The organism is Winogradskyella sp. (assembly GCF_013042245.1).
Classification (GTDB): Bacteria; Bacteroidota; Bacteroidia; order Flavobacteriales; family Flavobacteriaceae; genus Winogradskyella.
This window is the reverse complement of the sequence record NZ_JABDQL010000055.1, coordinates 1-24,814: the sequence shown is the minus strand read 5'-3', so window position 1 is coordinate 24,814 and position 24,814 is coordinate 1. Positions and strand designations below refer to the sequence as shown.

General features: G+C 34.3%; 22 protein-coding genes and 3 pseudogenes. 19 read left to right on the top strand and 6 right to left on the bottom strand.

Annotated features, from left to right (window positions below; genetic code table 11):
* Positions 1 to 81 precede the first annotated feature (81 nt).
* The 5 genes from hemE to hemA form a co-directional block, all read right to left on the bottom strand.
* Positions 82 to 1,113 carry a uroporphyrinogen decarboxylase gene (gene hemE, locus HKP48_RS04410; protein ID WP_296343225.1) on the bottom strand — a complete coding sequence of 344 codons (1,032 nt, stop codon included), beginning with the start codon at positions 1,111 to 1,113 and terminating at the stop codon, positions 82 to 84.
* 143 nt (positions 1,114 to 1,256) lie between these two features.
* Entirely contained in the window at positions 1,257 to 1,322 is a 66-nt protein-coding gene (locus tag HKP48_RS04405; protein ID WP_296343241.1) for a hypothetical protein, read from the bottom strand.
* On the bottom strand, positions 1,309 to 1,518 hold the full coding sequence (locus HKP48_RS04400; RefSeq protein ID WP_296343223.1) for a four helix bundle protein: 210 nt from the start codon (positions 1,516 to 1,518) through the stop codon (positions 1,309 to 1,311). The genes HKP48_RS04405 and HKP48_RS04400 overlap by 14 nt, the downstream gene beginning before the upstream one ends.
* Before the next feature lie 26 nt (positions 1,519 to 1,544).
* The gene (gene hemC / locus HKP48_RS04395; RefSeq protein WP_296343220.1) at positions 1,545 to 3,131 is read right to left on the bottom strand and encodes a hydroxymethylbilane synthase; all 1,587 of its coding nucleotides are present in this window, start codon (positions 3,129 to 3,131) and stop codon (positions 1,545 to 1,547) included.
* Positions 3,124 to 4,371, bottom strand: a complete 1,248-nt coding sequence (hemA, locus tag HKP48_RS04390; protein ID WP_296343218.1) for a glutamyl-tRNA reductase — start codon at positions 4,369 to 4,371, stop codon at positions 3,124 to 3,126. The genes hemC and hemA overlap by 8 nt, the downstream gene beginning before the upstream one ends.
* Positions 4,372 to 4,570: 199 nt before the next feature.
* Here hemA and HKP48_RS04385 point away from each other — a divergent pair, with 199 nt between their 5' ends.
* The 19 genes and pseudogenes from HKP48_RS04385 (at position 4,571) to HKP48_RS04295 (ending at position 24,270) form a co-directional block, all read left to right on the top strand.
* Complete coding sequence (locus tag HKP48_RS04385) at positions 4,571 to 5,473, top strand: AraC family transcriptional regulator (RefSeq protein ID WP_296343215.1); 903 nt, start codon at positions 4,571 to 4,573, stop codon at positions 5,471 to 5,473.
* 92 nt (positions 5,474 to 5,565) lie between these two features.
* The gene (gene hemH / locus HKP48_RS04380; protein WP_296343213.1) at positions 5,566 to 6,615 is read left to right on the top strand and encodes a ferrochelatase; all 1,050 of its coding nucleotides are present in this window, start codon (positions 5,566 to 5,568) and stop codon (positions 6,613 to 6,615) included.
* Positions 6,615 to 7,961 carry an MATE family efflux transporter gene (locus HKP48_RS04375; RefSeq protein WP_296343211.1) on the top strand — a complete coding sequence of 449 codons (1,347 nt, stop codon included), beginning with the start codon at positions 6,615 to 6,617 and terminating at the stop codon, positions 7,959 to 7,961. The genes hemH and HKP48_RS04375 overlap by 1 nt, the downstream gene beginning before the upstream one ends.
* Before the next feature lie 56 nt (positions 7,962 to 8,017).
* The gene (locus HKP48_RS04370) at positions 8,018 to 11,107 is read left to right on the top strand and encodes a glycosyl hydrolase (protein ID WP_296343210.1); all 3,090 of its coding nucleotides are present in this window, start codon (positions 8,018 to 8,020) and stop codon (positions 11,105 to 11,107) included.
* Positions 11,107 to 11,670 (top strand): CopD family protein, encoded by a 564-nt coding sequence (locus tag HKP48_RS04365; RefSeq protein WP_296343207.1) that lies wholly within the window; start codon positions 11,107 to 11,109, stop codon positions 11,668 to 11,670. Before HKP48_RS04370 ends, HKP48_RS04365 begins: the two co-directional genes overlap by 1 nt.
* 43 nt (positions 11,671 to 11,713) lie before the next feature.
* A complete protein-coding gene (locus tag HKP48_RS04360; RefSeq protein WP_296343205.1) occupies positions 11,714 to 13,168 on the top strand; it encodes a HAMP domain-containing sensor histidine kinase in 1,455 nt (484 codons plus the stop codon).
* A gap of 51 nt (positions 13,169 to 13,219) precedes the next feature.
* Entirely contained in the window at positions 13,220 to 14,002 is a 783-nt protein-coding gene (locus tag HKP48_RS04355) for an enoyl-CoA hydratase-related protein (RefSeq protein ID WP_296343203.1), read from the top strand.
* 113 nt (positions 14,003 to 14,115) lie between these two features.
* Positions 14,116 to 14,367, top strand: a pseudogene (locus tag HKP48_RS04350) (radical SAM protein); the annotation flags it as partial.
* Positions 14,368 to 14,427: 60 nt separating this feature from the next.
* A pseudogene (tnpA, locus tag HKP48_RS04345) lies at positions 14,428 to 14,667 on the top strand (IS200/IS605 family transposase); the annotation flags it as partial.
* 111 nt (positions 14,668 to 14,778) lie between these two features.
* Positions 14,779 to 15,129: pseudogene (locus HKP48_RS04340) on the top strand (L-histidine N(alpha)-methyltransferase).
* A gap of 125 nt (positions 15,130 to 15,254) precedes the next feature.
* Positions 15,255 to 16,508 (top strand): NAD(P)/FAD-dependent oxidoreductase, encoded by a 1,254-nt coding sequence (locus HKP48_RS04335; RefSeq protein WP_296343201.1) that lies wholly within the window; start codon positions 15,255 to 15,257, stop codon positions 16,506 to 16,508.
* A gap of 4 nt (positions 16,509 to 16,512) precedes the next feature.
* Complete coding sequence (locus tag HKP48_RS04330) at positions 16,513 to 16,950, top strand: DUF4174 domain-containing protein (RefSeq protein ID WP_296343199.1); 438 nt, start codon at positions 16,513 to 16,515, stop codon at positions 16,948 to 16,950.
* Entirely contained in the window at positions 16,916 to 17,449 is a 534-nt protein-coding gene (locus tag HKP48_RS04325) for a DUF1697 domain-containing protein (RefSeq protein ID WP_296343197.1), read from the top strand. Before HKP48_RS04330 ends, HKP48_RS04325 begins: the two co-directional genes overlap by 35 nt.
* 46 nt (positions 17,450 to 17,495) lie before the next feature.
* On the top strand, positions 17,496 to 18,572 hold the full coding sequence (locus HKP48_RS04320; protein WP_296343194.1) for a diphosphomevalonate decarboxylase: 1,077 nt from the start codon (positions 17,496 to 17,498) through the stop codon (positions 18,570 to 18,572).
* 21 nt (positions 18,573 to 18,593) lie between these two features.
* Positions 18,594 to 19,523 (top strand): mevalonate kinase, encoded by a 930-nt coding sequence (locus tag HKP48_RS04315; protein ID WP_296343192.1) that lies wholly within the window; start codon positions 18,594 to 18,596, stop codon positions 19,521 to 19,523.
* A gap of 5 nt (positions 19,524 to 19,528) precedes the next feature.
* Complete coding sequence (locus HKP48_RS04310) at positions 19,529 to 20,431, top strand: geranylgeranylglycerol-phosphate geranylgeranyltransferase (protein WP_296343190.1); 903 nt, start codon at positions 19,529 to 19,531, stop codon at positions 20,429 to 20,431.
* Positions 20,432 to 21,379, top strand: a complete 948-nt coding sequence (locus HKP48_RS04305; RefSeq protein ID WP_296343187.1) for a carbon-nitrogen hydrolase family protein — start codon at positions 20,432 to 20,434, stop codon at positions 21,377 to 21,379.
* Positions 21,380 to 21,420: 41 nt separating this feature from the next.
* Positions 21,421 to 22,260: a pseudouridine synthase gene (locus HKP48_RS04300; protein ID WP_296343186.1), complete on the top strand. Its 840-nt coding sequence runs from the start codon at positions 21,421 to 21,423 to the stop codon at positions 22,258 to 22,260.
* Positions 22,261 to 22,323: 63 nt separating this feature from the next.
* Positions 22,324 to 24,270, top strand: coding sequence for a YgiQ family radical SAM protein (locus HKP48_RS04295; protein ID WP_296343184.1), 1,947 nt, complete (start codon positions 22,324 to 22,326; stop codon positions 24,268 to 24,270).
* Positions 24,271 to 24,285: 15 nt separating this feature from the next.
* Here HKP48_RS04295 and HKP48_RS12225 read toward each other — a convergent pair whose 3' ends face one another.
* Positions 24,286 to 24,435, bottom strand: a complete 150-nt coding sequence (locus HKP48_RS12225) for a hypothetical protein (protein ID WP_363928595.1) — start codon at positions 24,433 to 24,435, stop codon at positions 24,286 to 24,288.
* Between the last annotated feature and the right edge of the window lie 379 nt (positions 24,436 to 24,814).

The window sequence follows — 24,814 nt, the reverse complement described above, 5'->3', positions numbered from 1 at the left end:
CCATTAACAATGTTACAAATCAATGGAATATAAACCTGAATTTATTACGTTTAAAGTAATAATTTCTTTCTATCTTGGAGATTAAGATGGGCTTTTATATTCCTTAACCGCATCAATAAATGCTTTGGCATTGTCCAAACCAATATTTGGTAAAATACCATGACCTAAATTTACAATGTATCTGTCTTTCCCAAATTCATTAATCATTTGGTGTACCATTTTTTTGATTTCGGCTGGCGGAGAAAATAATCGTGTTGGGTCAAAATTACCTTGTAATGTTATATTTCCTCCAGTTAAATAACGTGCATTTCTAGCAGAACACGTCCAATCGATTCCTAATGCAGAAGCTCCAGATTTGGCCATTTCGCCAAGTGCAAACCAACAGCCTTTTCCAAAGGCAATCACTGGAGTTTCGTCTTTTAAGGCATCAATAATTTGCTGAATGTATTGCCAAGAAAATTCTTGATAATCGACAGGTGATAGCATACCGCCCCAAGAATCGAAAACTTGTACAGCGTTAACACCAGCCTTAACTTTCTCTTTAAGATAAGCAATGGTGGTATCTGTAATTTTTTGTAATAATAGATGAGCAGCTATAGGATTTGTAAAACAAAATTCTTTGGCTTTATCAAAGTTTTTAGAACCTTGACCTTGTACACAATAACATAAAATGGTCCATGGCGAACCTGCAAAACCTATAAGTGGAATTTCATCGTTGAGTTTTTCTTTTGTGGCTTTTATCGCTTGGTAAACATAGTCCAATTCAACCGTTACATCAGGAACGATGACATTATCTACATCTTTTTGAGAACGTATGGGGTTTGGTAGATAAGGTCCAAAATTGGGTTTCATTTGCACTTCGATATTCATAGCCTGAGGAATGACTAAAATATCTGAAAATAAAATAGCAGCATCCATACCATAACGGCGAATAGGCTGCACAGTTATTTCACTTGCTAGTTCTGGAGTTTGGCAGCGTGTAAAGAAATCGTACTTGGCCTTTATTTCCATGAATTCTGGTAGATAACGACCAGCTTGGCGCATCATCCATACCGGTGGACGCTCTACAGTTTCTCCTTTTAAAGCTCTTAAAAATAAATCGTTTTTAATCATGGTTAGCTGTTAGCTGTTAGCTATTGGCCCCTTGGCTTTTAGCTGTTTTTTATTGTGTTAATTACTCCGTTTATCATTTTGCCTTCTTTTTCTAATAGTTGAAAAATGGATTTTAATTTTTCTGATTCTATAAAATTTAATTCTTACATAATAATCAATTGCGTTTCAACTTCAAAAAGTGAAGCTATCGCAATCTCAAGAAATCTCAAGAAATCTTTTAAATTCTACTTCACTATTTCTGCTAAAGCCTTCGGCAATATTAGAAGGGATTGAAACAGAGGCTCTTTTGATTTGACATCTTAATCCAAACTTTTCTTCAGCAGGTAACTGTTGAGAAAGAACATAGACTTGCTTAACAATTTCAATTCCATTTTTACAGATATCTAGTGTTCTAAAATTTCTCATTTGTTCTATCTACTAACAGCTAAAGGCTAGGAGTCAACAGCATAAAATTCGTTTACTAATTCTATAACACTTTCTACTGTTGGTATTTTTGCAATTCTAACATCTTCAAAATGTTTTTTAGCAGTATTTGCCGTAGTTTCACCTATACAAAATGCAATACCGTTAGCTTTGTTCACCTTTAAGAAAGCATCAACTGTAGAAGGGCTATAAAATAGAATTCCATCAACTGAATTTTCTAGTTTCTCTCCATCGTATTTAGTTTGGTAGGCTTCAACTTCATTCACTTTGATATTATTCTCAGTTAATATGTTTGGTAAATCATCTAAACGTAAATCACTACAGAAATAAGTGACTTCAGTACCTTCAATATAATCCACTAAATAATCAGCAAGCTTCTTAGCATTCGCTTCCATATGCGTGACTTTTCCAATACGTTTTTCAATCATACGTTTAGTGCGTCTACCAACGCAATAAATATTTTTGAATTGTAATTCTATTGCCGAAAAGTTAGTCAATAATGCTTCAACCGCATTTTTACTGGTAATTATAACGTTTTCAATTTCAGACTTTACAATCGTTTTTGGTATACGATTTAAGCTAATTTTTATAGCATCATTGCTTTTGGTAACCACGTCATTATGAAACAACAATTGCTGGTCGTCCGTCAGTGTTTTTGTTGAGTAGATATTCGTCGTTTTGTCACTACGTTGTAATTGATCAATTAGTGTTTTTCCACCTTTTCCGATAACGTAATCGGCACAAAATTCTGCTAATTTATCATGTTTTCCTAGTTCAACAACCTTAGTGACTTCAATTTTTCTGGTGCCATCTTTACTTAAAAGAATGCCTTTAAAGTTAATTTCTTCTTCCTTATTGATATAACAAATAGCACCAATTGGAGCGGTACATCCACCTTCGAGTCTATTTAAGAATTCACGCTCTATACCAGTGCAAATTTCGGTTTCTCTGTGGTTAATTTCCGCACAAATAGCTTTAACTTCTTCATCTTCCTCTAAAGCCGCGACCATTACAGCACCTTGAGCTGGTGCTGGAATCATCCAATGTAAATTAATAGCATTTTCAGGTTTTATACCTAAACGTCCTAAACCTGCGGCTGCGAAAATAGCAGCATTCCAGTCGTTACTTTCTAATTTTTCTAGTCTAGAATTTACGTTTCCTCTTAGTCCAACAACTGTATGCGTTGGATAGCGATTTAGCCATTGTGCACGACGACGTAAACTTCCCGTTGCAATAACTGCATCACGTTGGGATAAAAACTCTTCATTTTTTTTAAAGACTAGTGTGTCATTAATATTTCCGCGTTTAAGAACTGCAGCTTGAACAATCCCTTTTGGTAAAACCGTTGGCACATCTTTTAAGGAGTGTACGGCAATATCAATATTACCATTAAGCATAGCAATATCTAATGTTTTTGTAAAAATACCCGTGATTCCTAACTCATATAAAGGTTTGTCGAGAACAATATCTCCTGTAGATTTTACAGGAACTAAAACAGATTTATGACCTATTTGTTCAAGCTGAGATTGAACGGTTTTTGCTTGCCACATAGCGAGCTGGCTATCGCGTGTGCCAATGCGAATTATTCTAGACATTTTGGGTGGTTTCTAACTGAAATATTTTTTTAATGAGCTCTAAGCTGTCATTAGAAGTGTTTGAATCCTCTCTTAAGTGGTGCGCAAATTGATTGGTAATTTTTTGTATCAAATTATTAGTAATCAATTCGGCTTGTTCCTCATTAAAATCGTTCAATTTTTTGCGTTGTGTATTGACTTCAGAATTTTTAATTTCCGTCAACTTGTGTTTTATAGCTTGGATTGTAGGTACAAATTTTAATGTGTCTAACCATGAGTAGAAATCAGCAGAAACTTCATCTATAATGATTTGTGCAGCGGGAATGAATGCCTTACGTTTTTCAACAGTATCATCAGTGATTTTTGCCAAATCGTCCATGTGTACTAAATTAACGTTATCCAATTCTTTCACATCTTCGTTAACATTCTTCGGGATAGATAAATCTAATATTAATAATGGCTTATCTGTTGCAATAAGTGCTTTTTTAACCGTTGGGTTTTGTGCACCTGTTGCAACGACTATAATGTCTGAAGCATTGATTTCTTCTTGTAAATCTTCATAATCTTTTACGATTAAGTTGAATTTACCTGCAATAGCCTCAGCTTTATTTTTAGTCCTGTTGATAAGTGTTATATGTGGATTTTTAGTGTGTTTTACTAAATTTTCACAGGTATTACGACCTATTTTTCCAGTGCCAAAAAGAAGAATATTTTTGTCTGAAATATGCTGAACATTGTTCATAATATATTGCACAGAGGCAAAAGAAACCGATGTTGCGCCAGATGATAATTCCGTTTCGTTTTTAATGCGCTTGCTTGCTTGGATAACAGCATTAAGCAAACGCTCAATGTAAGAATTTAGTAAACCTGCGGCTTTAGATTTTCTAGCACCAGCTTTAAGTTGACCAATAATCTCAAAATCACCTAGAATTTGGCTGTCTAATCCAGATCCAACACGAAACATATGCGCTATAGCATCTTTATTTTTATAAACGTAAGCTACCTTTTGGAATTCTTCGACCGTACCTTTAGTGTTTTCACAAAGTAACTCAATGAGTTGGCATGGACGTTCTGCAAAACCGTAAATTTCTGTTCGGTTACAGGTCGAAACCAAAAGCAAACTTTCTACGCCATGTGCTTTTGCTTCCTTTAAAATAGATGACTTTGCATCATCACTTAAACTAAAATGACCACGTATTTCGGCATCAGCTTTCTTGTAGCTGAGACCAATCGCATAAAAATGGGTTTGCTTTTGTTGCATTCGCTCGTTTACCTGACTCGGAATTAACGACACAAAAGTAATTCTGTTAATAAGATAAAAATAACGCTATAAGAACTTTAAATATCGTTTCTGGTTTTTTAACGTCATTTTTAAATAAAATATGATATTTGTCATATTTTTGCAGTAAAAGCAAGGGTTTTACAAGCTATTGTTTAGAACAATTCTAAATAACAATAAAATGAATTTAGAAAATATAACTTCAAAAAGTATCGCTAAAGGGTCTTTTGAAGAAACCTATTTAGAAAAAGGCTTTTTTATTCTGTCTTATAAGAATGATATTGAAGCTATTGAAGTGGTAGAGCGACGTATAGACAGCAGCTATATTCAGTTTCATTTTTGTACAAAAGGTGAGGCGACTTTTGTATTTAATCAGGGGACTTACAGACTGCCTATTCAGCAAGATACGTCCTTGCTATTGTATAATCCGCAGCGAGATTTACCAATACACTTAGAAGTGCAACCGAATTGTTGGCTTATTTCTTTAGTGATTTCTTTAGAGAAATTTCACAGTTTATTCTCTCAGGACACATCTTATGTTACGTTTTTATCAGACGACAATCGTGATAAAAAATATTATAAAGATGGTATAATTTCTCCATCAATGGCTGTGGTTTTAAATCAGTTGTTGAGTTTTAGTTTAAATACATCTATAAAATCATTGTATTTTAAAGGAAAAGCTTACGAGCTTTTAAGTCTCTTTTTTAACAGAAGTGAAGATGCTGATATTGAGCAATGTCCTTTTTTAGTTGATGAAGAAAATGTGGCTAAACTTAAAAAAGCTAAGGATATCATGATTGCCGAAATGGCCGAACCACCCACCTTACAGGAACTTTCGGACAGAATAGACCTAAGCTTAAAAAAACTAAAAGAGGGCTTTAAACAGATTTATGGCGATACAGTTTACAGCTTTTTATTTGACTATAAAATGGAAGTTGCGCGTAAACTTTTAGAATCTGGTGCTTACAACGTTAATGAAGTTGGGTTAAAAGTGGGTTACAGTACGGCAAGTCATTTTATAGCGGCGTTTAAAAAGAAGTTTGGGACGACGCCAAAAAAATATATAACAGAGACCAATACCTAATCAAATATTATAACGTCATGAGAAAATACTATACTTATAAGGAATACGATTTCTTATATGCATTGTATCTTTACATCAAGAAAAATTGAAAGATGAAAAAAGGAATATTACTTGTTAATCTAGGATCGCCAGATACACCAGAACCAAAAGACGTAAAACGTTATTTAGGCGAGTTTTTAATGGACGAGCGTGTTATCGATCTGCCACTTTGGGCGCGTACACTTCTCGTAAAAGGAATTATTTTAAATACACGGCCTAAGCAATCGGCAAAAGCTTACAAAAAAATATGGTGGGAAGAAGGTTCACCGTTAATTGTATTATCCGAAAGACTTCAAGAAAAAGTACAACAACAGGTTGTCTATCCAGTAGCTTTAGCTATGCGTTATGGAAGTATGACCATAAAAAATGGCCTTAAGGAATTAGCAGAAAAGGGCGTAGAAGAAGTTTTTTTAATTCCATTATATCCACAATATGCAATGGCAACTACAGAAACTATTCTAGTACTTGCTGAAGATATTAGAAGAGAATATTTCCCTAATATGCAAATTACGGATTTGAAGCCTTTTTATAATAACCCAGATTACATAAAAGTGCTTTCAAAAAGTATAGCAAAGCATTTGGAGGGTAAAGATTATGAGCATTTATTGTTTTCATATCACGGCGTTCCCGAGCGTCATATTCGTAAAAGTGATATTACAAAATCGCACTGTGACCCAAGTGTTAAGGGCTGTGGCGAATGTTGTAAAAAGCCATCATCTGCACATGAGTTTTGTTACAGACACCAATGTGTTGAGGTGACGCGATTGGTTGGAGAATATTTAGGATTAGATGAAGGTACTTTTTCATCAAGCTTTCAGTCGCGTTTAGGGTTTGATCCGTGGTTAAGACCTTACACAGATAGAACTATTGAACGTTTTGGAAAAGAAGGCATGAAAAAAATGGCAATTGTTACACCTGCTTTTGTGAGTGACTGCTTAGAGACTTTAGAAGAGATTGCTATGGAAGGTGAAGAAATTTTCCACGAAGTTGGTGGAAAAGAGTTTACAACAATTCCTTGTCTAAATGATAACGATGCTTGGGTGTCACTTTTAGCCAAATGGATTAAAGAATGGGCTAAAACACCTGAAACGGCCATAGTTTAATGGCAAAAGTGACTTCAACAGATTTAGGAATAGAGCCTATAGGTAAACTTTTAATAAAGCAAGCTGTACCAGCATCTATTGGTATCTTGGTCATGTCCTTAAACATCTTAGTAGATACTATTTTTGTAGGTAATTGGATTGGTCCAACAGCTATTGCAGCTATAAATGTTGTGCTTCCTGTTTCATTTTTCATTGCGGCTTTGGGTATGGCTATCGGTGTTGGTGGGTCATCAATAATTTCTAGAGCTTTAGGCGCAGACAATGATGCTAAAGCACTTCAAACTTTTGGAAATCAAATTACACTCACATTAATTTTTACCGTCAGTTTTGTTATTCCAGGTTTATTATTCGTTAATGATATTATCCCAGCTTTTGGAGGAAAAGGTGTTATTTTTGAGCCTGCAAAAATCTATTATACTATTGTACTTTATGGTGTACCTTTTTTAGCACTTTGTATGATGGGGAATACAGTAATTCGTGCAGAAGGAAAGCCGAAATTTGCTATGTACGCGATGATGATTCCTTCTATTGGAAACCTTTTGCTCGATGTATTACTTATTAAAGTTTTTGATTTTGGAATGTACGGTGCAGCTTGGGCAACAACAGCATCTTATATGTTATGTTTGGTATTTATTGTGTGGTATTTTTTATCAAAAAATTCTGAATTAAAACTTACTAATTGTCAATTCAAGTTAAGGTTGCCAATTGTAAAAGAAATAGGAAGCCTAGGTTTTGTAACCCTTTCGAGGCAAGCTCTCGTTAGTGTTACCTATTTATTAATGAATAATATTTTATTTGAATTGGGAGGAGAAACATCAGTAACAGCCTATGCTATAGTTGGTCGAATGCTAATGTTTGCACTCTTTCCTATTTATGGTATTACGCAAGGATTTCTACCTATAGCAGGTTTTAATTATGGGGCAAATAAATATAATCGAGTTAAGGAAACAATTTTTACTGCTATAAAATATGCTGCTATTTTAGCAACTATTGTATTTGCGTTTTTAATGATATTTCCAGAAGCAATTACTACAATGTTTACCCAAGATGCTGCTGTTTTAAAAGAAACACCATCAGCCATGCGTTGGGTTTTTGCTGCGACACCAATAATAGCTTTGCAGTTAATTGGGGCAGCATACTTTCAAGCTGTTGGTAAGGCGATACCAGCCTTACTGTTAACCCTTACACGACAAGGATTATTTTTTATCCCACTTATTTTAATTCTACCTAATTTTTATGGCGAAATGGGTGTTTGGATGGCGTTTCCGATTTCTGATATATTGTCTACAATTGTGACTTATTACTTTTTAAAACGCGAAGTAAAGTTAAAGTTAGAGACTGTCTAAATCTTCTAATATTTATTCTTTATTTTTAGGTTTCTAAAACTAATTTATAACTACCCATGCGATTATCAACTTTATTAGTAGCAGTTTTGCTATTGTTTTTTAGTTTAAATGTTGAATCTCAAAATTTTGACGAATCTCATTACTCAGGATTAGAGTATAGACTTGTTGGTCCTTTTCGTGGCGGACGAAGTGCCGCTGTAACAGGTGTGCCTAATCAACCGAATCTCTATTATTTTGGAGCAACAGGTGGTGGAATTTGGAAAACAACAAATGGTGGTCGTCAATGGGAAAATATTTCTGATGGTTATTTTGGTGGGAGTATTGGTGCCATAGCGGTATCTAAAAGTGACCCAAATGTGATTTACGCTGGTGGTGGAGAAAAGACAGTTAGAGGAAATGTATCCTCAGGTTACGGTATGTGGAAAACGGTTGATGCTGGTAAAACTTGGAAAGCTTCAGGTTTACCAAAATCACGTCATATTCCGCGTATAGCCATCCATCCAACAAATCACAATATCGTATTTGCAGGTGTTATGGGTAATCTATACAAACCAACTGAAGAGCGTGGTGTTTACAAAAGTATTGACGGCGGAAAAACATGGAAAAAAACCTTGTTTGCTAACGCTAATGCTGGTGTTGTAGATTTAATAATGGATCCAACAAATCCAAGAATTTTATATGCTTCAACATGGAGAATTAATCGTACACCTTACAGCTTAAATTCTGGAGGTGATGGTTCTGCACTATGGAAAAGCACTGATAGTGGTGAGACTTGGACAGAAATTTCTAAAATGAAAGGTTTTCCTGAAGGTACACTTGGTATTATCGGAGTAACCGTTTCACCATTAAACAATCAACGTGTTTGGGCTATTATTGAAAATAAGGACAAAGGTGGTCTATACCGCAGTGATGATGGTGGCGAAACATGGATACAAGTTAATAGCGAACGAAAATTACGTCAACGTGCATGGTATTACACACGTGTTTATGCCGACACAAAAGACATTAATACTGTTTATGTACTTAATGTAAGCTATCACAAAAGTACTGATGGCGGAAGAACATTTGGTAATTATCGGGCACCTCATGGAGACCATCACGATTTATGGATTGCACCAGAAGACCCAAATCGTATCATTATTGGAGACGATGGCGGTGCGCAAGTCACTTATGATGGTGGAGAAACATGGAGCACCTATTACAATCAACCTACATCACAATTTTATCGTGTAACTACAGATAACGCATTTCCGTATAGAATCTACGCAGCACAGCAAGACAATTCTACAGTAAGAATTCCACACAGAACAGATGGAAGAGCCATCACTGAAGACGACTGGGAAAGTACAGCAGGTGGAGAGTCGGCGCATATTGCTGTAGATCCAGAAGAAGACAACGATATTGTTTATGGTGGAAGCTACGACGGCTTTTTAACCCGAAAAAATCATAGAACAGGAACAACTAGAGCAATAAACGTATGGCCAGATAATCCAATGGGGCATGGCGCTGAAGGTATGAAATACCGTTTTCAGTGGAATTTTCCAATTATTTTTTCTAAGCATAATCCCGACAGAATGTACACGTTTTCACAACACGTGCATGTTACTGAAAACGAAGGACAATCTTGGGATATTATAAGTCCAGATTTAACAAGAAATGACCCCGAAAAACTAAAATCTTCAGGTGGTCCAATCACACAGGACAACACCTCAGTTGAGTATTACTGTACCATTTTTGCAGCTCAAGAATCACCATTAAAAGAAGGTTTAATTTGGGTTGGAAGCGATGATGGTTTAGTACATGTATCAAAAGATGGCGGTAAAAACTGGAATAATGTCACACCGAAAGGCATGCCTTATTGGATGATGATCAACAGCATAGAGCCAAGTGCATTTGATGAGGGTACATGTTACGTTGCCGGAACTAAATACAAAACAGGAGATTTTGCACCGTATTTATACAAAACTACAGATTATGGCAAAAGCTGGACAAAAATCACCAACGGAATTAATGAAGAACACTTTACAAGAGTACTTCGAGAAGATCCAAAGCGCAAAGGCCTATTATATGCAGGTACAGAAACTGGAATGTATATATCATTCAATGACGGTAAAAACTGGAAACCATTTCAGTTAAATCTTCCAATTGTGCCTATTACGGATTTAACCATAAAAGACAATAATTTAATTGTGGCAACACAGGGGCGAAGCCTATGGATTATAGACGATTTGTCTGTAATTCATCAATTATATAATGCAGACTTGAAAGGTAACTTCTTATTCAAACCTAAGGACACCTATCGGATGAGAGGCGGAAGTAGAAGTGGGAGTAAAACTGCCGGAACAAACCATCCAAATGGAGTTATTACGTATTTTAATTTGAAAGACTTAGAAGATGATGATAAAGTGTCGTTAACGTATTTCGATAAAAAAGGAGATACGATTAAAACCTATTCAAACAAAGACAAAAAGAATAAGCTGTCTGTAAAAAAAGGTGCAAATCAATTTGTATGGAATATGACTTATGATGGAGCAGAGCGTTTGCCAGGTATGATTTTGTGGTGGGCGAGTTTAGATGGACCAAGAGCAATACCAGGAACTTATAAGGTTAGTTTAAAAGTTAACGATGATGAGCAATCGCAATTATTCACAATTTTAACTGACCCAAGAGCAGAAAGCACATTGTCAGATATGGAACAACAATTTGCGTTTATTGAAGGTGTTAATAACACAATGGATAAAGCACACAAGTCTATCAAGAAAATTAGAAATATCAATAAGCAGTTAAGTGCATTTACTAAGCAGTATAAAGACGATAAAAACGTAAAAGAGCTGGTTGGTAAAGCTAAAGAGTTGCAAGAAAAACTAGTGAATATAGAAAAAGCTTTGTATCAAACCAAAAACCAAAGTGGACAAGACCCATTAAATTTTCCAATTCGTTTGACCAATAAATTAGGCCATTTAAATTCATTAGTTCGTATGGGAGATTTTGCTCCAACGGCACAAGATATGGCGGTTAAAAATGAACTAACAGACAAGATAGAAAAAGAACTTTCAGCCTTTAATACTATTTTAAGTGATGAGGTAAAAGCCTTTAATGTAGCTTTCAACTCAAAACAGTTGAATTATTTATTCGTTGAGGATTAATGACAGATTTTTTAGCAGAATACTACTACTACTTCAAATCGTTACACATCATTTTTGTAGTGACTTGGTTTGCAGGATTATTTTATATACCAAGATTGTTTGTTTACCAAATTGAGGCTTATCATAAACCATCTCCAGATAAAGAGATTTTAGGTGCTCAATTAAAACTTATGGCAAAACGCCTGTGGTTTATAATCACTTGGCCATCCAGTATTTTGGCAATATTATTTGGTGTTTTGTTGATTATACCGAGACTGTTTTACTTAACAGATTCTTGGATGCAAATAAAATTAGGTTTTGTATTGCTATTGATTATTTACCAAATACAAACACATGTTTATTATAAACAACTTCAAAAAGATGTTGTAAAAAAATCTTCAAGTTTTATGCGTATTTGGAATGAGGGAGCCACTTTTGTTCTCTTTGTAGTCGTATTTTTAGTTGTACTAAAAAACAGTCTAAATTGGATTTTTGGAGTTATTGGTATCATAGTTTTGGGGATTCTAATTATGTTAGGATTTAAAATTTATAAAAATATAAGAGCTAAAAATCCTAATGCTTAGTTGGCGTGATTATTGCTATATTTAGAAGAATTTAAAAATCTTTATGGCGTTAAAAAAACTATCTCTTCGTTCGCGTATATTCATAGCCATGATACTTTTGGTATTGTTAGCTTCAGTTTTAATTGGTGCTGTAACCATACACCAATACAATGAAGAGGCTAGAGAATACCATGCTGATAGACTGGAACGTAAAGAAGCTGCGATAAGACGAAGTATAGATTTGGTCATTGACAAAACTTCTTTCCCTGTTATTCCAGAGAAACTGCCTTATATTTTCCAAAAAGAGATTTTCAATATTGCTCATGTTCATGGATTACAGATTAACTTATATGATTTAGAAGGAGAATTGCTTAAATCCTCAAAAGCGGCATTACAAATAAATACAGTTAATGAGTGTTTAAGTGCCGAAATTTTAAATCAATTATCAAATACTGCAGAGCATCGTTATGTATTAAAGAATGAAACTAACGGAAAGGTTTTTCAATCATCATATTCCTATATTACAGATGAAAAATTTAAGAACATTGCTATTCTAAATATACCGTATTTAGAAGATGATGACATCTTTAATAGAGAGCTCAATGAATTTTTAGTACGTCTAGGTTATGCTTATCTCGTTATGATATTGGCTGCCATTGTACTGGCATATTTTATTTCAAAATACATTACGCAATCACTAAAAAGTATCAGTGATAAGCTGAATGAAATTAGACTTGAAAAGCGAAATAAAAAAATAGAAATCGAATCTTCAGGTGCAGAAATTGAAACACTTGTAAAGTCTTACAATAGTATGATTGATGAGCTTGAAGAATCTGCGGTGCAATTAGCAACAAGCGAACGTGAACAGGCGTGGCGTGAAATGGCAAAACAAGTAGCGCATGAAATTAAAAATCCACTAACACCAATGCGCCTAAGTGTGCAAAGTTTTCAAAGAAAATTTGACCCTGAGGATGAAAATATTCAACAAAAAGTATCAGAATATAGCAATACATTGATTCAGCAGATAGACACCATGAGTTCTATAGCTTCGGCATTTTCAAACTTTGCAAAAATGCCTGCACAACAAAAAGAAGAACTTGACGTGGTACATGTGGTGAAATTGGCTTTAGATATTTTTAATGAAAATTACATTCATTTCATCCCTCAGGAAAAAGAAATTATTGCCAATTTTGACAGAACACAACTCATTCGTGTTGTAACTAATTTGGTAAAAAACGGAATACAAGCTATTCCCGAAGATGCTGAAAATCCAAGAATAGAAGTTCGCGTATATACCGATGAAGTTAATGTTAATATTACTGTCGAAGATAATGGATTGGGTATAAGTGAGGATAATAAACATAAGGTTTTTGAGCCAAAATTTACAACTAAGACAAGTGGAATGGGACTCGGCTTAGCGATGGTTAAAAAAATAGTAGAAACTTATAACGGAACTATTAATTTTACATCTGAATATGGAAAAGGTACTATCTTTACAGTAGCGTTTCCAAAGAAATAATAAAAACATTGCAATTCTGAACCTGATTTAGAATCCTTATAAATTTAATACATGAACTACAATAACATACTCTCAACTACCGAAAACGGAATCACCACCATTACTATTAACCGTCCAAGTAAATTAAATGCTTTAAACCGTGACACAATTCAAGAACTACACGACGCATTTTATGAAGCTAACCAATCTATAGACACCAAAGTCATTATCGTTACAGGAAGCGGCGAAAAAGCTTTTGTAGCAGGTGCTGACATTAGTGAATTTGCAGATTTTAATGTCGAAGAAGGTGGAAAACTCGCAGCAAAAGGACAAGAATTATTATTTGATTTTGTAGAAAATTTAAGTACACCAGCCATTGCTGCTGTAAATGGTTTTGCATTAGGCGGCGGTTTAGAATTAGCTATGGCTTGTCATTTTAGAGTGGCGAGCAGCAATGCAAAAATGGGCTTACCAGAAGTCTCTTTAGGTGTTATTCCCGGCTATGGAGGCACACAACGTTTGCCGCAATTAGTCGGTAAAGGTCGCGCTATGGAGATGGTTATGACCGCAGGTATGATTGATGCCAATCAAGCTTTAAACTATGGATTGGTAAATCATGTGGTAGAGCAAGAAGAACTTTTACCTTTAGCTGAAAAAATAGCTAATAAAATTATGCGAAATTCATCAGTAGCTATTGCAGAAGCAATTGCTGCAGTAAATGCAAATTACAAAGATGGCGTCGATGGCTACCAAGCCGAAATAGTAGCTTTTGGTAACTGTTTTGGTACCGAAGATTTTATAGAAGGCACAACTGCCTTTTTGGAGAAACGTAAAGCGGATTTTCCAGGTAGATAAAATAACATAACTCTTCCTACAAAATTTGTTCAAAACCTTTTGAGTAATTAACAGTATTAAGATAAAATTACATCTAATTTTAGAAGTCCATTTACAGATTTTTTTAAATTAGTATGAGCAATATATCTATTATAAAAGGTCGCGGTGCGCAACGTAATATTCACAATCGATTTTTTGAGTTGTCTTACGAAATGCCTGACGATTTTTTAGAATATTGTAGGAAAGAGGGCGAAGTTACAGGCAAAAACAAAACGCAATATCTCAATGTGTTTCCTAAAACTATTGTCAATAAAGTTACAAGCCCAGATGTTGGTATGGTATATTCTATGAATATATATCAAGGTTGTGAGCATGGTTGCATTTATTCGCTTTCAGGTTTAATACCTCGAGGCTTGCCTCGTTAATTATTACTATTTTGTGACTCGATGTCACAGAATAGTAAATATATCCATAAAAGTCATACTGTTACAGTTTTACTATATCATTTTGTGAGCAGTGCAAAATATCGACGGGTTGTTATAACCGATTCAGTCGACAAAGTTATAGTTGAAATATGTGATGATATAGAAAAACGTTATGAAGTTAATTTTTTAGAAATAGGAACGGACAAAAACCACGTTCATTTTTTGATTCAAAGCGATCCTTCTTATAGTATCACAAAATTAGACAATCCAATCACAGTAGACCAACTTACAGAAACTTTTTTCAGCTGAAACCAGATGGCAATTCTCTGGAATAAGATTAGCAAAATAGAATGATAGATACCTTTGCAAAAGATGTACTCGCTGGACTCACAGCTAAAAAAAAAGTACTTGTCTTCAAAATATTTTTATGATGATAATGGGAGTCGGATTTTTCAGGAAATCATGAATATGCCCTAATATTATCTGACAGAATCTGAGTCCGAAATTCTATCGATACAATCCAAACACATATATGAAGCATTACAGTTTTCTGAACCTTTTAATTTCCTAGAGTTAGGCACTGGAGATGGTTTTAAAACCTTTAAACTGTTAGAATATTTGGTCAACAAGAAAGTCAATTTTAAGTATGTGCCAATAGATATTTCTCAGGAAGCGATGGATATTTTGACACGGCGGTTGTTAGGGGAATGGGTAAGTCCATAATAACTTTAAGGTCACCTGTGTCGCAGCCATAAGTTAGAATTGTAAGAATTTAAAAAAGTTTTCGCATTAAAGTATCAGTTTTTAAAACCCTAAATTTACAGCGATAATGTTAAGACCGTAAATTTTTGAGCAATTTTAAGACAGATTTAGATATTATAGTTATTGGCGGTGGTGCCGCTGGATTTTTTGCAGCTATTAATATTGCTAAAAACAACAACAATCTTAATATTGCTATCCTAGAAAGAGGAAAAACAGGCTTGCAAAAAGTGAAGATTTCTGGTGGCGGACGTTGTAACGTCACACATGCCGAGTTTATACCTTCAGAACTTATAGGTAATTATCCAAGAGGTAAAAAAGAACTTCTTGGACCGTTTCACACGTTTATGACAGGTGATACTATTGCCTGGTTTGAAGAACGAGGAATTGAACTTAAAATTGAAGATGACGGTCGTATGTTTCCAGTCTCTAATTCCTCACAGACCATTATCGATTGTTTTTTAAATGAAGCAAAAAAATATGATGTTGAGGTACTTTATAACCATTCTGTGAAATCAATAAAAGATTGTCATACTGAGCTTGTTGAAATATCTCAAAAGGAGAATCATTTCAAAATCGAAACCAATCAAGGGAATTTGTTCTGTAAAAAAGTTGTTATTGCAACAGGAAGTAATCCTAAAATTTGGAATCTATTGTCAGACTTAGGCCATACAATAATACCGCCTGTGCCATCATTATTTACGTTTGATATTAAAGATGAGAGGATTAAGGATATTCCAGGTGTTGTTGAAAAACATGTCGAAGTAAAAGTACTTGGTTCAAATTTAGAATCTGACGGGCCACTTTTAATCACTCATGTAGGTATGAGCGCGCCGTCGATTTTAAAACTTTCTGCCTTTGGTGCTGTAGAATTAGCAAAACTGAATTATAATTTTGAGATAAGCATCAATTTTATTCGCCAACATTTTGAAGATTGCTTAAATAATTTAAAGTTTTTAAAACTAGACTCAGCAAAGAAAACAGTTTACAACAGCACTCAGTTTGAATTACCAAAACGTTTGTGGAAAAAGTTAGTTTTAGCTTCAGAAATTGAAGAAACATACCGTTGGGCAGAGTTAAATAAAATACAACTCGAAGCACTTGCAAACCAATTAACCAATGCAGTATTTCAAGTTACAGGAAAAAGTATATTTAAGGAAGAATTTGTAACAGCAGGTGGTGTAGATTTAAGAGAGATAAACTTCAAAACTTTTGAAAGTAAACGCATTCCCAATTTATATTTTGCAGGCGAAGTTATAAATGTAGATGCCGTAACGGGTGGTTTTAATTTTCAGAATGCGTGGACAAGTGCTTATATTGTTTCGCAATCAATTTCAAATTAGAATCATGAGATTTTTAATCATCTTATTATTTTCAACAATGATTTATAGTCAAAACATAGTGCCGCATCAATGGAAGAGTCGTGTGATTGTTATTTCTGGTACTGCCGAAAATTCCGACAAAGTAGAAAAACAATTCAAAGATTTTCAGACAAAAAAAGAAGCGCTTTTAGAACGAAAGTTAGTCATTTACAAATGCTTTAAAAGTACTTGCACTTACTACGATTGGATTTCAGAACCAAAAGAGATTCAGCTTAAAACTAAATCCGAAAATTTTGAAATTAAACTCTACGGTTTAGATGGTGGCGATAAATTTTTGTCTGAAAAACCAATAACTTCAAAACAAATATTCGACCTTATCGATAGTATGCCAATGCGACAGTCCGAAATTAGAACTAAAAATAAAAAAGATGAAAACATGCATCGTACTTTTAAGAGGGATTAATGTCGGCGGTCATCGAAAAGTCCCAATGGCAGAATTACGAGAACTTTTCTCTAAATCAGGTTTTAAAAATGTACAAACATACATTCAAAGTGGTAATGTGGTTTTGCAATCTTCTGATGACTCAAAAAAGATTAAAACAACAGTAGAGAAATTAATCTTTCATCATTTTGGTTTTGAAGTTACGACGCTTGTAAAAACTGAATCAGAATTAAAAATGATCTTTGATGCATGTCCTTTTCAAGATAAAGAAAAGGAAAAAAGTTATTTTATGATGTTTGAGAATCTGCCAGATAAATCTAGTTTAGAAGAAGTGTCTAAATTGTCGTACACAGGTGAAGAAATTTATATTACCGATGATTGCATTTATTTCTTTAGTGCCATTGGTTATGGACGTACAAAGTTTAATTCAAATTTTTTTGAGAGAAAGCTAAAAGTCAATGCTACAGCCAGAAATTATAAAACTATGCTAAAATTATTGGCTATGGTTGAGGAAACCTAAGCCAAACTATAGAATTTACCTATTTTTGTACTATAATTTTGCAGGAATGACAGAACAAAATTTTACTCTTAAATCCTATACATCTAACGTCGAAAACGGAAGCGTAAAATGGGAATCTCCTAGTAACATAGCTTTGGTAAAATATTGGGGAAAAAAGGAAAATCAAATTCCAGAAAATCCTTCGATAAGTTTTACACTTTCAAACTGTAAAACAATTACTGAGGTTACATACAAAAAAAAAGAAGGCAACGATTTTAGCTTTGATGTTATTTTTGAAGGTGAAAACAACGAAGCTTTCAAACCAAAGATTAAAACCTTTTTTGAGCGTATTGAAACTTATATGCCATTTTTAAGAGACTACCACTTTAAAATTAAAACCTCAAATACATTTCCACATAGTTCCGGTATTGCGTCATCTGCATCGGGAATGAGTGCGTTGGCTTTGTGTTTAATGAGCGTTGAAGAAGACTTAGGAATAGATTATTCGGATGAATACTTCAACCAAAAGGCATCTTTCTTAGCACGTTTGGGTTCGGGCAGTGCATGTAGAAGTATTGAAGGCGAGCTTGTGGTTTGGGGAGAGAATGAGTCGACAGAAAGCTCAGATTTATTTGGTGTAAAGTTTGAAGATGAAATTCACCCCAATTTTCAAAATTATCAAGATGCAATTCTTTTAGTTGATAAAGGCGAAAAACAAGTAAGCAGTACTGTTGGTCATAAACTGATGTACGGTCACCCATTTGCCAAAAAACGTTTTACACAGGCACACGAAAATCTATCTGAATTAAAAGATATTTTAATATCGGGAAATCTAAAACGATTTATAGAAGTTGTTGAAAGTGAAGCTCTAACACTCCATGCCATGATGATGACAAGCATGCCGTATTTTATTTTAATGAAGCCAAATACGCTTGAGATTATTAATAAAATATGGCAATTTAGAGCTGAAACAGGTTCTAATATTTGCTTCACTTTAGATGCTGGTGCTAATGTACATGTCTTGTTTCCAAAGGCTGAGGCAGATAAAGTTTATGAATTCATTAAGACCCAGTTGGTTGTGTATTGCCAAAATGGTCACTATATTTGTGATGTTGTTGGTAAAGGTGCCAAAAAAATAGGCTAACTTACTAGCGAAATAGAAACTATGAAAGGTCCATTATTTTATTCAAAAATTCTTCTTTTTGGAGAATACGGAATTATTAAAGATTCTAAAGGATTATCAATTCCCTATAATTTTTACAACGGTGCACTTAAATTAGATGATAACTCGTCTGAAGAAGCTATCAAGTCTAACGAAAGTTTAAAACGCTTTGTCTCTTATTTAAAAGATTTAGATGTAGAATTAGTAACTTTTGATGCAGTTAAACTTCAAGCAGATGTTGATGTCGGTATGTATTTCGATTCATCAATACCGCAAGGTTATGGTGTTGGCAGTAGTGGTGCTTTAGTCGCGGCTATTTATGATAAATATGCAAGTGATAAGATTACAGTTCTTGAAAATTTAACCAGAGAGAAACTTTTAAAATTAAAGTCTATTTTCTCTACAATGGAATCTTTTTTTCATGGGAAATCTTCAGGTTTAGACCCTTTAAATAGTTACTTAAGTTTACCGATACTTATAAATTCTAAAAATAATATAGAAGCAACAGGTATTCCTTCTCAGAAAGCAGAAGGAAAAGGTGCTGTGTTTTTATTAGATAGTGGTATTGTTGGAGAAACTGCACCTATGGTTGGTATTTTCATGGAGAAGATGAAAAATGAAGGCTTTCGGAGTATGCTTAAAGAGCAGTTTATAAAGCACACTGACGCTTGTGTAGATGATTTTTTAAAAGGTGATATTAAATCTTTGTTCAAAAATACAAAGCAACTTTCTAAAGTAGTCTTGAATAATTTTAAGCCAATGATACCAAAGCAATTTCACGAACTTTGGAAAAATGGTATCGAAACTAACGATTATTACTTAAAACTTTGTGGTTCTGGTGGTGGTGGATATATTCTTGGATTTACAGAGGATATTGATAAGGCTAGAGAAGCGCTTAAAGATCAAAAGTTAGAAGTAGTTTATAATTTCTAAAATCAATGCTTTCTAGGACTCAAAAACACTTCATCTTAAAGGTTTTTAGTCTCTTTTCTGTAGTTCGCGGTTATAATATTCTTATTGTTGTATTAGCACAGTACTTAGCATCCATTTATATTTTTGCTCCAGACTTACATTTTAAAGAAGTACTCTTTGATATCAATCTATTGATATTGGTCTTGGCTTCTTCAGCTGTTATTGCTTCAGGGTACATTATTAATAATTTTTACGATTCTGAAAAAGATTTAATAAATAGGCCAAATAAAAGTATGCTTGACCGCTTGGTAAGTCAAAATACGAAGTTGTCTATCTATTTTACGCTTAACTTCTTAGCAGTAATATTTGCTAGTTACGTGTCTTTTAGGGCAGTGATATTCTTTGCACTCTATATTTTTGCCATTTGGTATTATTCCCACAAGCTAAAAAAAATGCCCATAACTGGCAATTTAGTTTCGGCAATTTTAACAGTAACACCCTTTTTTGTGATTTTTATTTATTATAGAAACTTTGAACTTGTTGTATTTATGCACGCTCTCTTTTTATTTATGCTAGTTTCAATGCGAGAACTCACTAAAGATTTAGAAAACATAAAGGGAGATTTTGCACTGAATTATAGAACAATCCCTGTAGTTTATGGCGAAAAAATTTCAAAATATCTATTGACAGGAGCAGTAGCAGTAACCATTGCAACGTCTTTTATACTTGTGTTTTATTTCGAAATAGGGCGAATGTATTATTTTTTCTACACCAGTGTAATTTTATTAATTATTTACGGATTACTGTTATGGAAATCCAATAGAAAGACTCATTACTTGTGGCTTCATAATATTTTGAAGTTTATAATTGTGACAGGTGTTTTTTCGATAATACTAATAGATATAAACTTAGTTTTAAACCGACTATAAATGAATACGACTTTAAAAATTGCCATGGCGCAAATTGCTCCAATTTGGCTTAATAAATCCGAAACTCTCAAAAAGATAGAAAAATCTATTTTCGAAGCCGCTAAAGAAAATGCAGAACTCATTGTTTTTGGAGAAGCATTATTACCAGGTTATCCATTTTGGTTAGCTTTAACTGGTGGTGCCGAGTGGAATACAGATGTAAACAAAAAGTTACATGCGCATTATGTAAGCAATTCTATTTGTATTGAAAAAGGCGAATTAGATTCGGTTTGTATACTTGCAAAAGAGAATAAAATTGCCGTTTATTTAGGAATCATGGAACGCCCAGAAGACCGCGGTGGACATAGTATTTATGCATCATTAGTTTATATTAATGAAAACGGAGAAATTAAATCTGTACACAGAAAGTTACAACCAACTTACGATGAACGTTTAACTTGGGCTCCAGGAGATGGAAATGGCCTTAAAGTACATCCTTTAAAAGCATTTACTGTAGGTGGACTCAATTGTTGGGAAAATTGGATGCCACTACCAAGAACAGCATTGTATGGTCAAGGCGAAAATCTACACATTGCGGTCTGGCCTGGTAGCGACCATAACACCAAAGATATTACACGCTTTATTGCACGAGAATCACGCTCTTATGTGATTTCAGTTTCGAGTTTAATGTCAAAATCAGATTTTCCAAAAGGCATAATTTATTATGATGAAATCATTAAAAATGCGCCAGACACCTTAGCTAACGGAGGAAGTTGTATCGCAGGGCCAGATGGCGAATGGATTATAGAGCCAATTCTTCACAAAGAAGGTATATTTTACCAAACTATAGATTTTAATCGTGTACTTGAAGAACGTCAAAATTTTGATGCTGTTGGTCATTACTCACGACCAGATGTTACTAAGTTAACGGTAAATACTGAGCGTCAAACAACTGTAGAAATTAAGTAGTTAATGTTAGTTATTGTATTACCTTTGCAAAAAATTTAACGATGAGCAAACAGCAAGGTAATAAAGGGCGAGGAAAGAGAGACGGAAAGCAAAACTCCGGTGCAGGGAAAAAGCCATTTTCAAAACCAAGATATGCGGCAAAAAAGAAAGCAGCTCCAAAACAAATTTCAAAATCAGACGAGATAAGATTGAATAAATACATCGCCAATTCAGGGATGTGTTCCCGCCGTGAAGCCGATGAAAATATAGCTATAGGATTAGTTTCTGTAAACGGAACAATTGTCACAGAAATGGGTCATAAGGTAAAGCCAACGGATGATGTACGTTTCGATGGACGCCGTATAAATCCAGAACCTAAAGCCTACGTTTTATTAAACAAACCAAAGGGTTTTGCAACTACAACTGCTGAAGGAAAAGGGCGTACCGTTATGGATTTGGTAGCCAACGCAACATCAGCAAAGATTAAGCCAATTGGTCGTTTAGGACGGAATTCATTAGGTTTATTGTTGTTTACCAATGATGAAAAAATCATGCAAAAATTCACGAATTCTAAGAATGGTGTAGCACGTTTATTTCAAGTTGAATTAGATAAGAATCTTAAATACGAAGATTTAAGACAAATCCAAGAAGGTTTTAAGATTGATGGTAAACTTGTTACCGTTGAAGAAATAAGCTACATAGAAGGTGAATCTAAAAATAAAGTTGGCATAAAAATCAAGAATACAGGCAATACTATTTTACGTACTGTTTTTGACCATTTTAAATACGATTTAGTAAAAATTGATTGTGTGGCGATTGGTCACCTAACCAAAAAGGATATACCAAGAGGTCATTGGAAATTGCTTACTACACAGGAAATTAACACGTTGAAGATGCTTTAATCATCAAGCATTATAAGTCCTAATATACCAGAATATTTAGAATTAGCGTATTTTTACAAAGCTATGCAAGAACTAAAATTATCGGACTGGTTGCCAACTACCCGAAAAGAGGTGAAAATACGTGGTTGGGAAACACTAGATGTTATATTATTTAGTGGAGATGCTTTTGTAGATCACCCTACATTTGGTCCTGCTGTTATTGGACGTTTGCTAGAAAGTATGGGCTTAAAGGTCGCCATTATACCCCAACCAAGCGTTAGTGACAATCTTCAAGATTTTGAAAAATTAGGAACACCAAACTTGTTTTTTGGAGTTACGGGTGGTTGTATGGATCCGATGGTAAGTAATTATACAGCAAGTAAAAAACGTCGTGATAAAGATGCTTATACACCAAATGGTGATATTGGTTTTAGACCGGATTATGCAACTACAGTATATTCAAATATTTTAAAGGAGAAATTCCCAAATACGCCTGTATTGTTAGGTGGAATCGAAGCTTCATTACGTCGTGTTACGCACTACGACTATTGGAGTGATAAATTAATGCCAACAATTCTAGAAAGTTCTAAAGCAGATATGTTGGTTTATGGAATGGGCGAACAGCCATTGCGAGAAGTCGTGCGTTTGCTTCAAAAAGGGGTGCCATTTTCGAGTTTAAAAACTATAGAGCAAACAGCGGTTTTAATCAATAAAAATGAGACAATTCCTAAAAATTCAAACTGGGAAGATGTTGAAATTGTATCGCACGAAGTTTGTTTAAAAGATAAAAAGAAGTTTGCATCGAATTTTAAAATAATCGAGCAAGAATCTAATAAACTTAAGGCAAGACGCATATTTCAAAAAGTAGGTAATAAAACATTGATGATTAATCCGCCTTATCCTACAATGACGGAAAAAGAAATTGATGCTTCTTTTGATTTGCCATACACAAGATTACCACATCCTAAGTACAATAAGCGAGGACCAATCCCAGCGTTTGAGATGATTAAGACATCCATCAATATTCATCGCGGTTGTTTTGGAGGTTGTAGTTTTTGTACCATTTCTGCACATCAAGGGAAATTTATTGCAAGCCGCAGTAAAGAATCTATCTTAAGAGAAGTAGATAAAGTTGCTAATATGCCAGATTTTAAAGGCTATTTGAGTGATATCGGTGGTCCATCTGCTAATATGTATCAGATGAAAGGCAAGGTACAATCTATCTGTGATAAGTGTGTCGCACCAAGTTGTATTTCACCTGTGATTTGTAGCAATCTAGATACATCGCATAAACCTCTAACAGAATTATATCAAGCGGTAGATAAGCATCCAAAAGTTAAAAAATCATTCATTGGAAGTGGAATTAGACATGATATGTTGGTGCCAGAATTTAATAAGAATGCTGATGCTAAAGAGCTAGATGATTATACAGAAGAGGTAATGACAAAGCACGTTTCTGGCCGATTAAAAGTGGCGCCAGAACACACTAGCGATCCAGTTTTAAAGTTAATGCGAAAGCCATCATTTACTTATTTCCATAAGTTTAAAGAACGCTTCGATAAGATAAATATTAAGAAGAACCTCAATCTTCAATTAATTCCATATTTCATTTCTAATCACCCAGCTTGTGAAGTTGAAGATATGGCAAATCTAGCTGCCGAAACTAAAAATATGGGCTTTCAGTTAGAGCAGGTTCAGGGCTTTACACCTACGCCAATGACGGTTGCTACGGTGATTTATTATAGTGGTTATCATCCTTATACTTTAAAACCAACTAAAACACCAAAGACTAAAAAGGAAAAAGATGAGCAACACCGTTTTTTCTTCTGGTATAAAAAGGAAAATAAAAATTGGATTCGTAAAACATTGAATAAGTTGGGACGAAAGGATTTACTCAACGTATTATTGCCAGAAAATGATAAGTGGCGAAAAAACAAACCAAAAAAGGCAAAACATACTTTTGACGATGCAATTCCTTTTAACCAACGTAAGAACAAGGCAAAATTTAAGGCAAAGAAAAAACGTAGATAATAGAGTAAGTAACTCTTAGTTTATACCTATTTCTTTTTTTACAGCTTCCATTAAATCGGTTCCTTCAGTCATAAGTAAACCAGAAACAGGTGTAGAGCCAAAAACATATTTAAAATCTTTTTCGCGTCCAACTTTTTGTATGGTTTTTAAGGCTTTTTCCTGTATAGGTTTAGTTAGGTCAAAATACTTTTGCGCAGCAGTTTTTTGCGAAGATGTGGGGCTTCTTGTATTCTAGATTCTAATTCAGCTATTTTTTTTCTAGCATCATTTTTCAGCAATTGTTTTATTAGGTGCTTCTAGTATATTGTGTAAGCTTTTTTCTAGACTCTGTTACTGAAGCTTGGATATCTGCACCTAAAATTTTTTGAAGTTTGTCAAACTCAGCTTTAGCAGCTTTCATTTCCGGCATAGAACTAATAATACCATTTAAGTTATGTATTGCCGTATATATTTCGTATATTTACCTATGGGAAAAAAGGCGGTATTAAACATTAAAGAAACTGTTGTTGAACTGAACAACCTTCTTAGAAAGCAAAAAACGTTA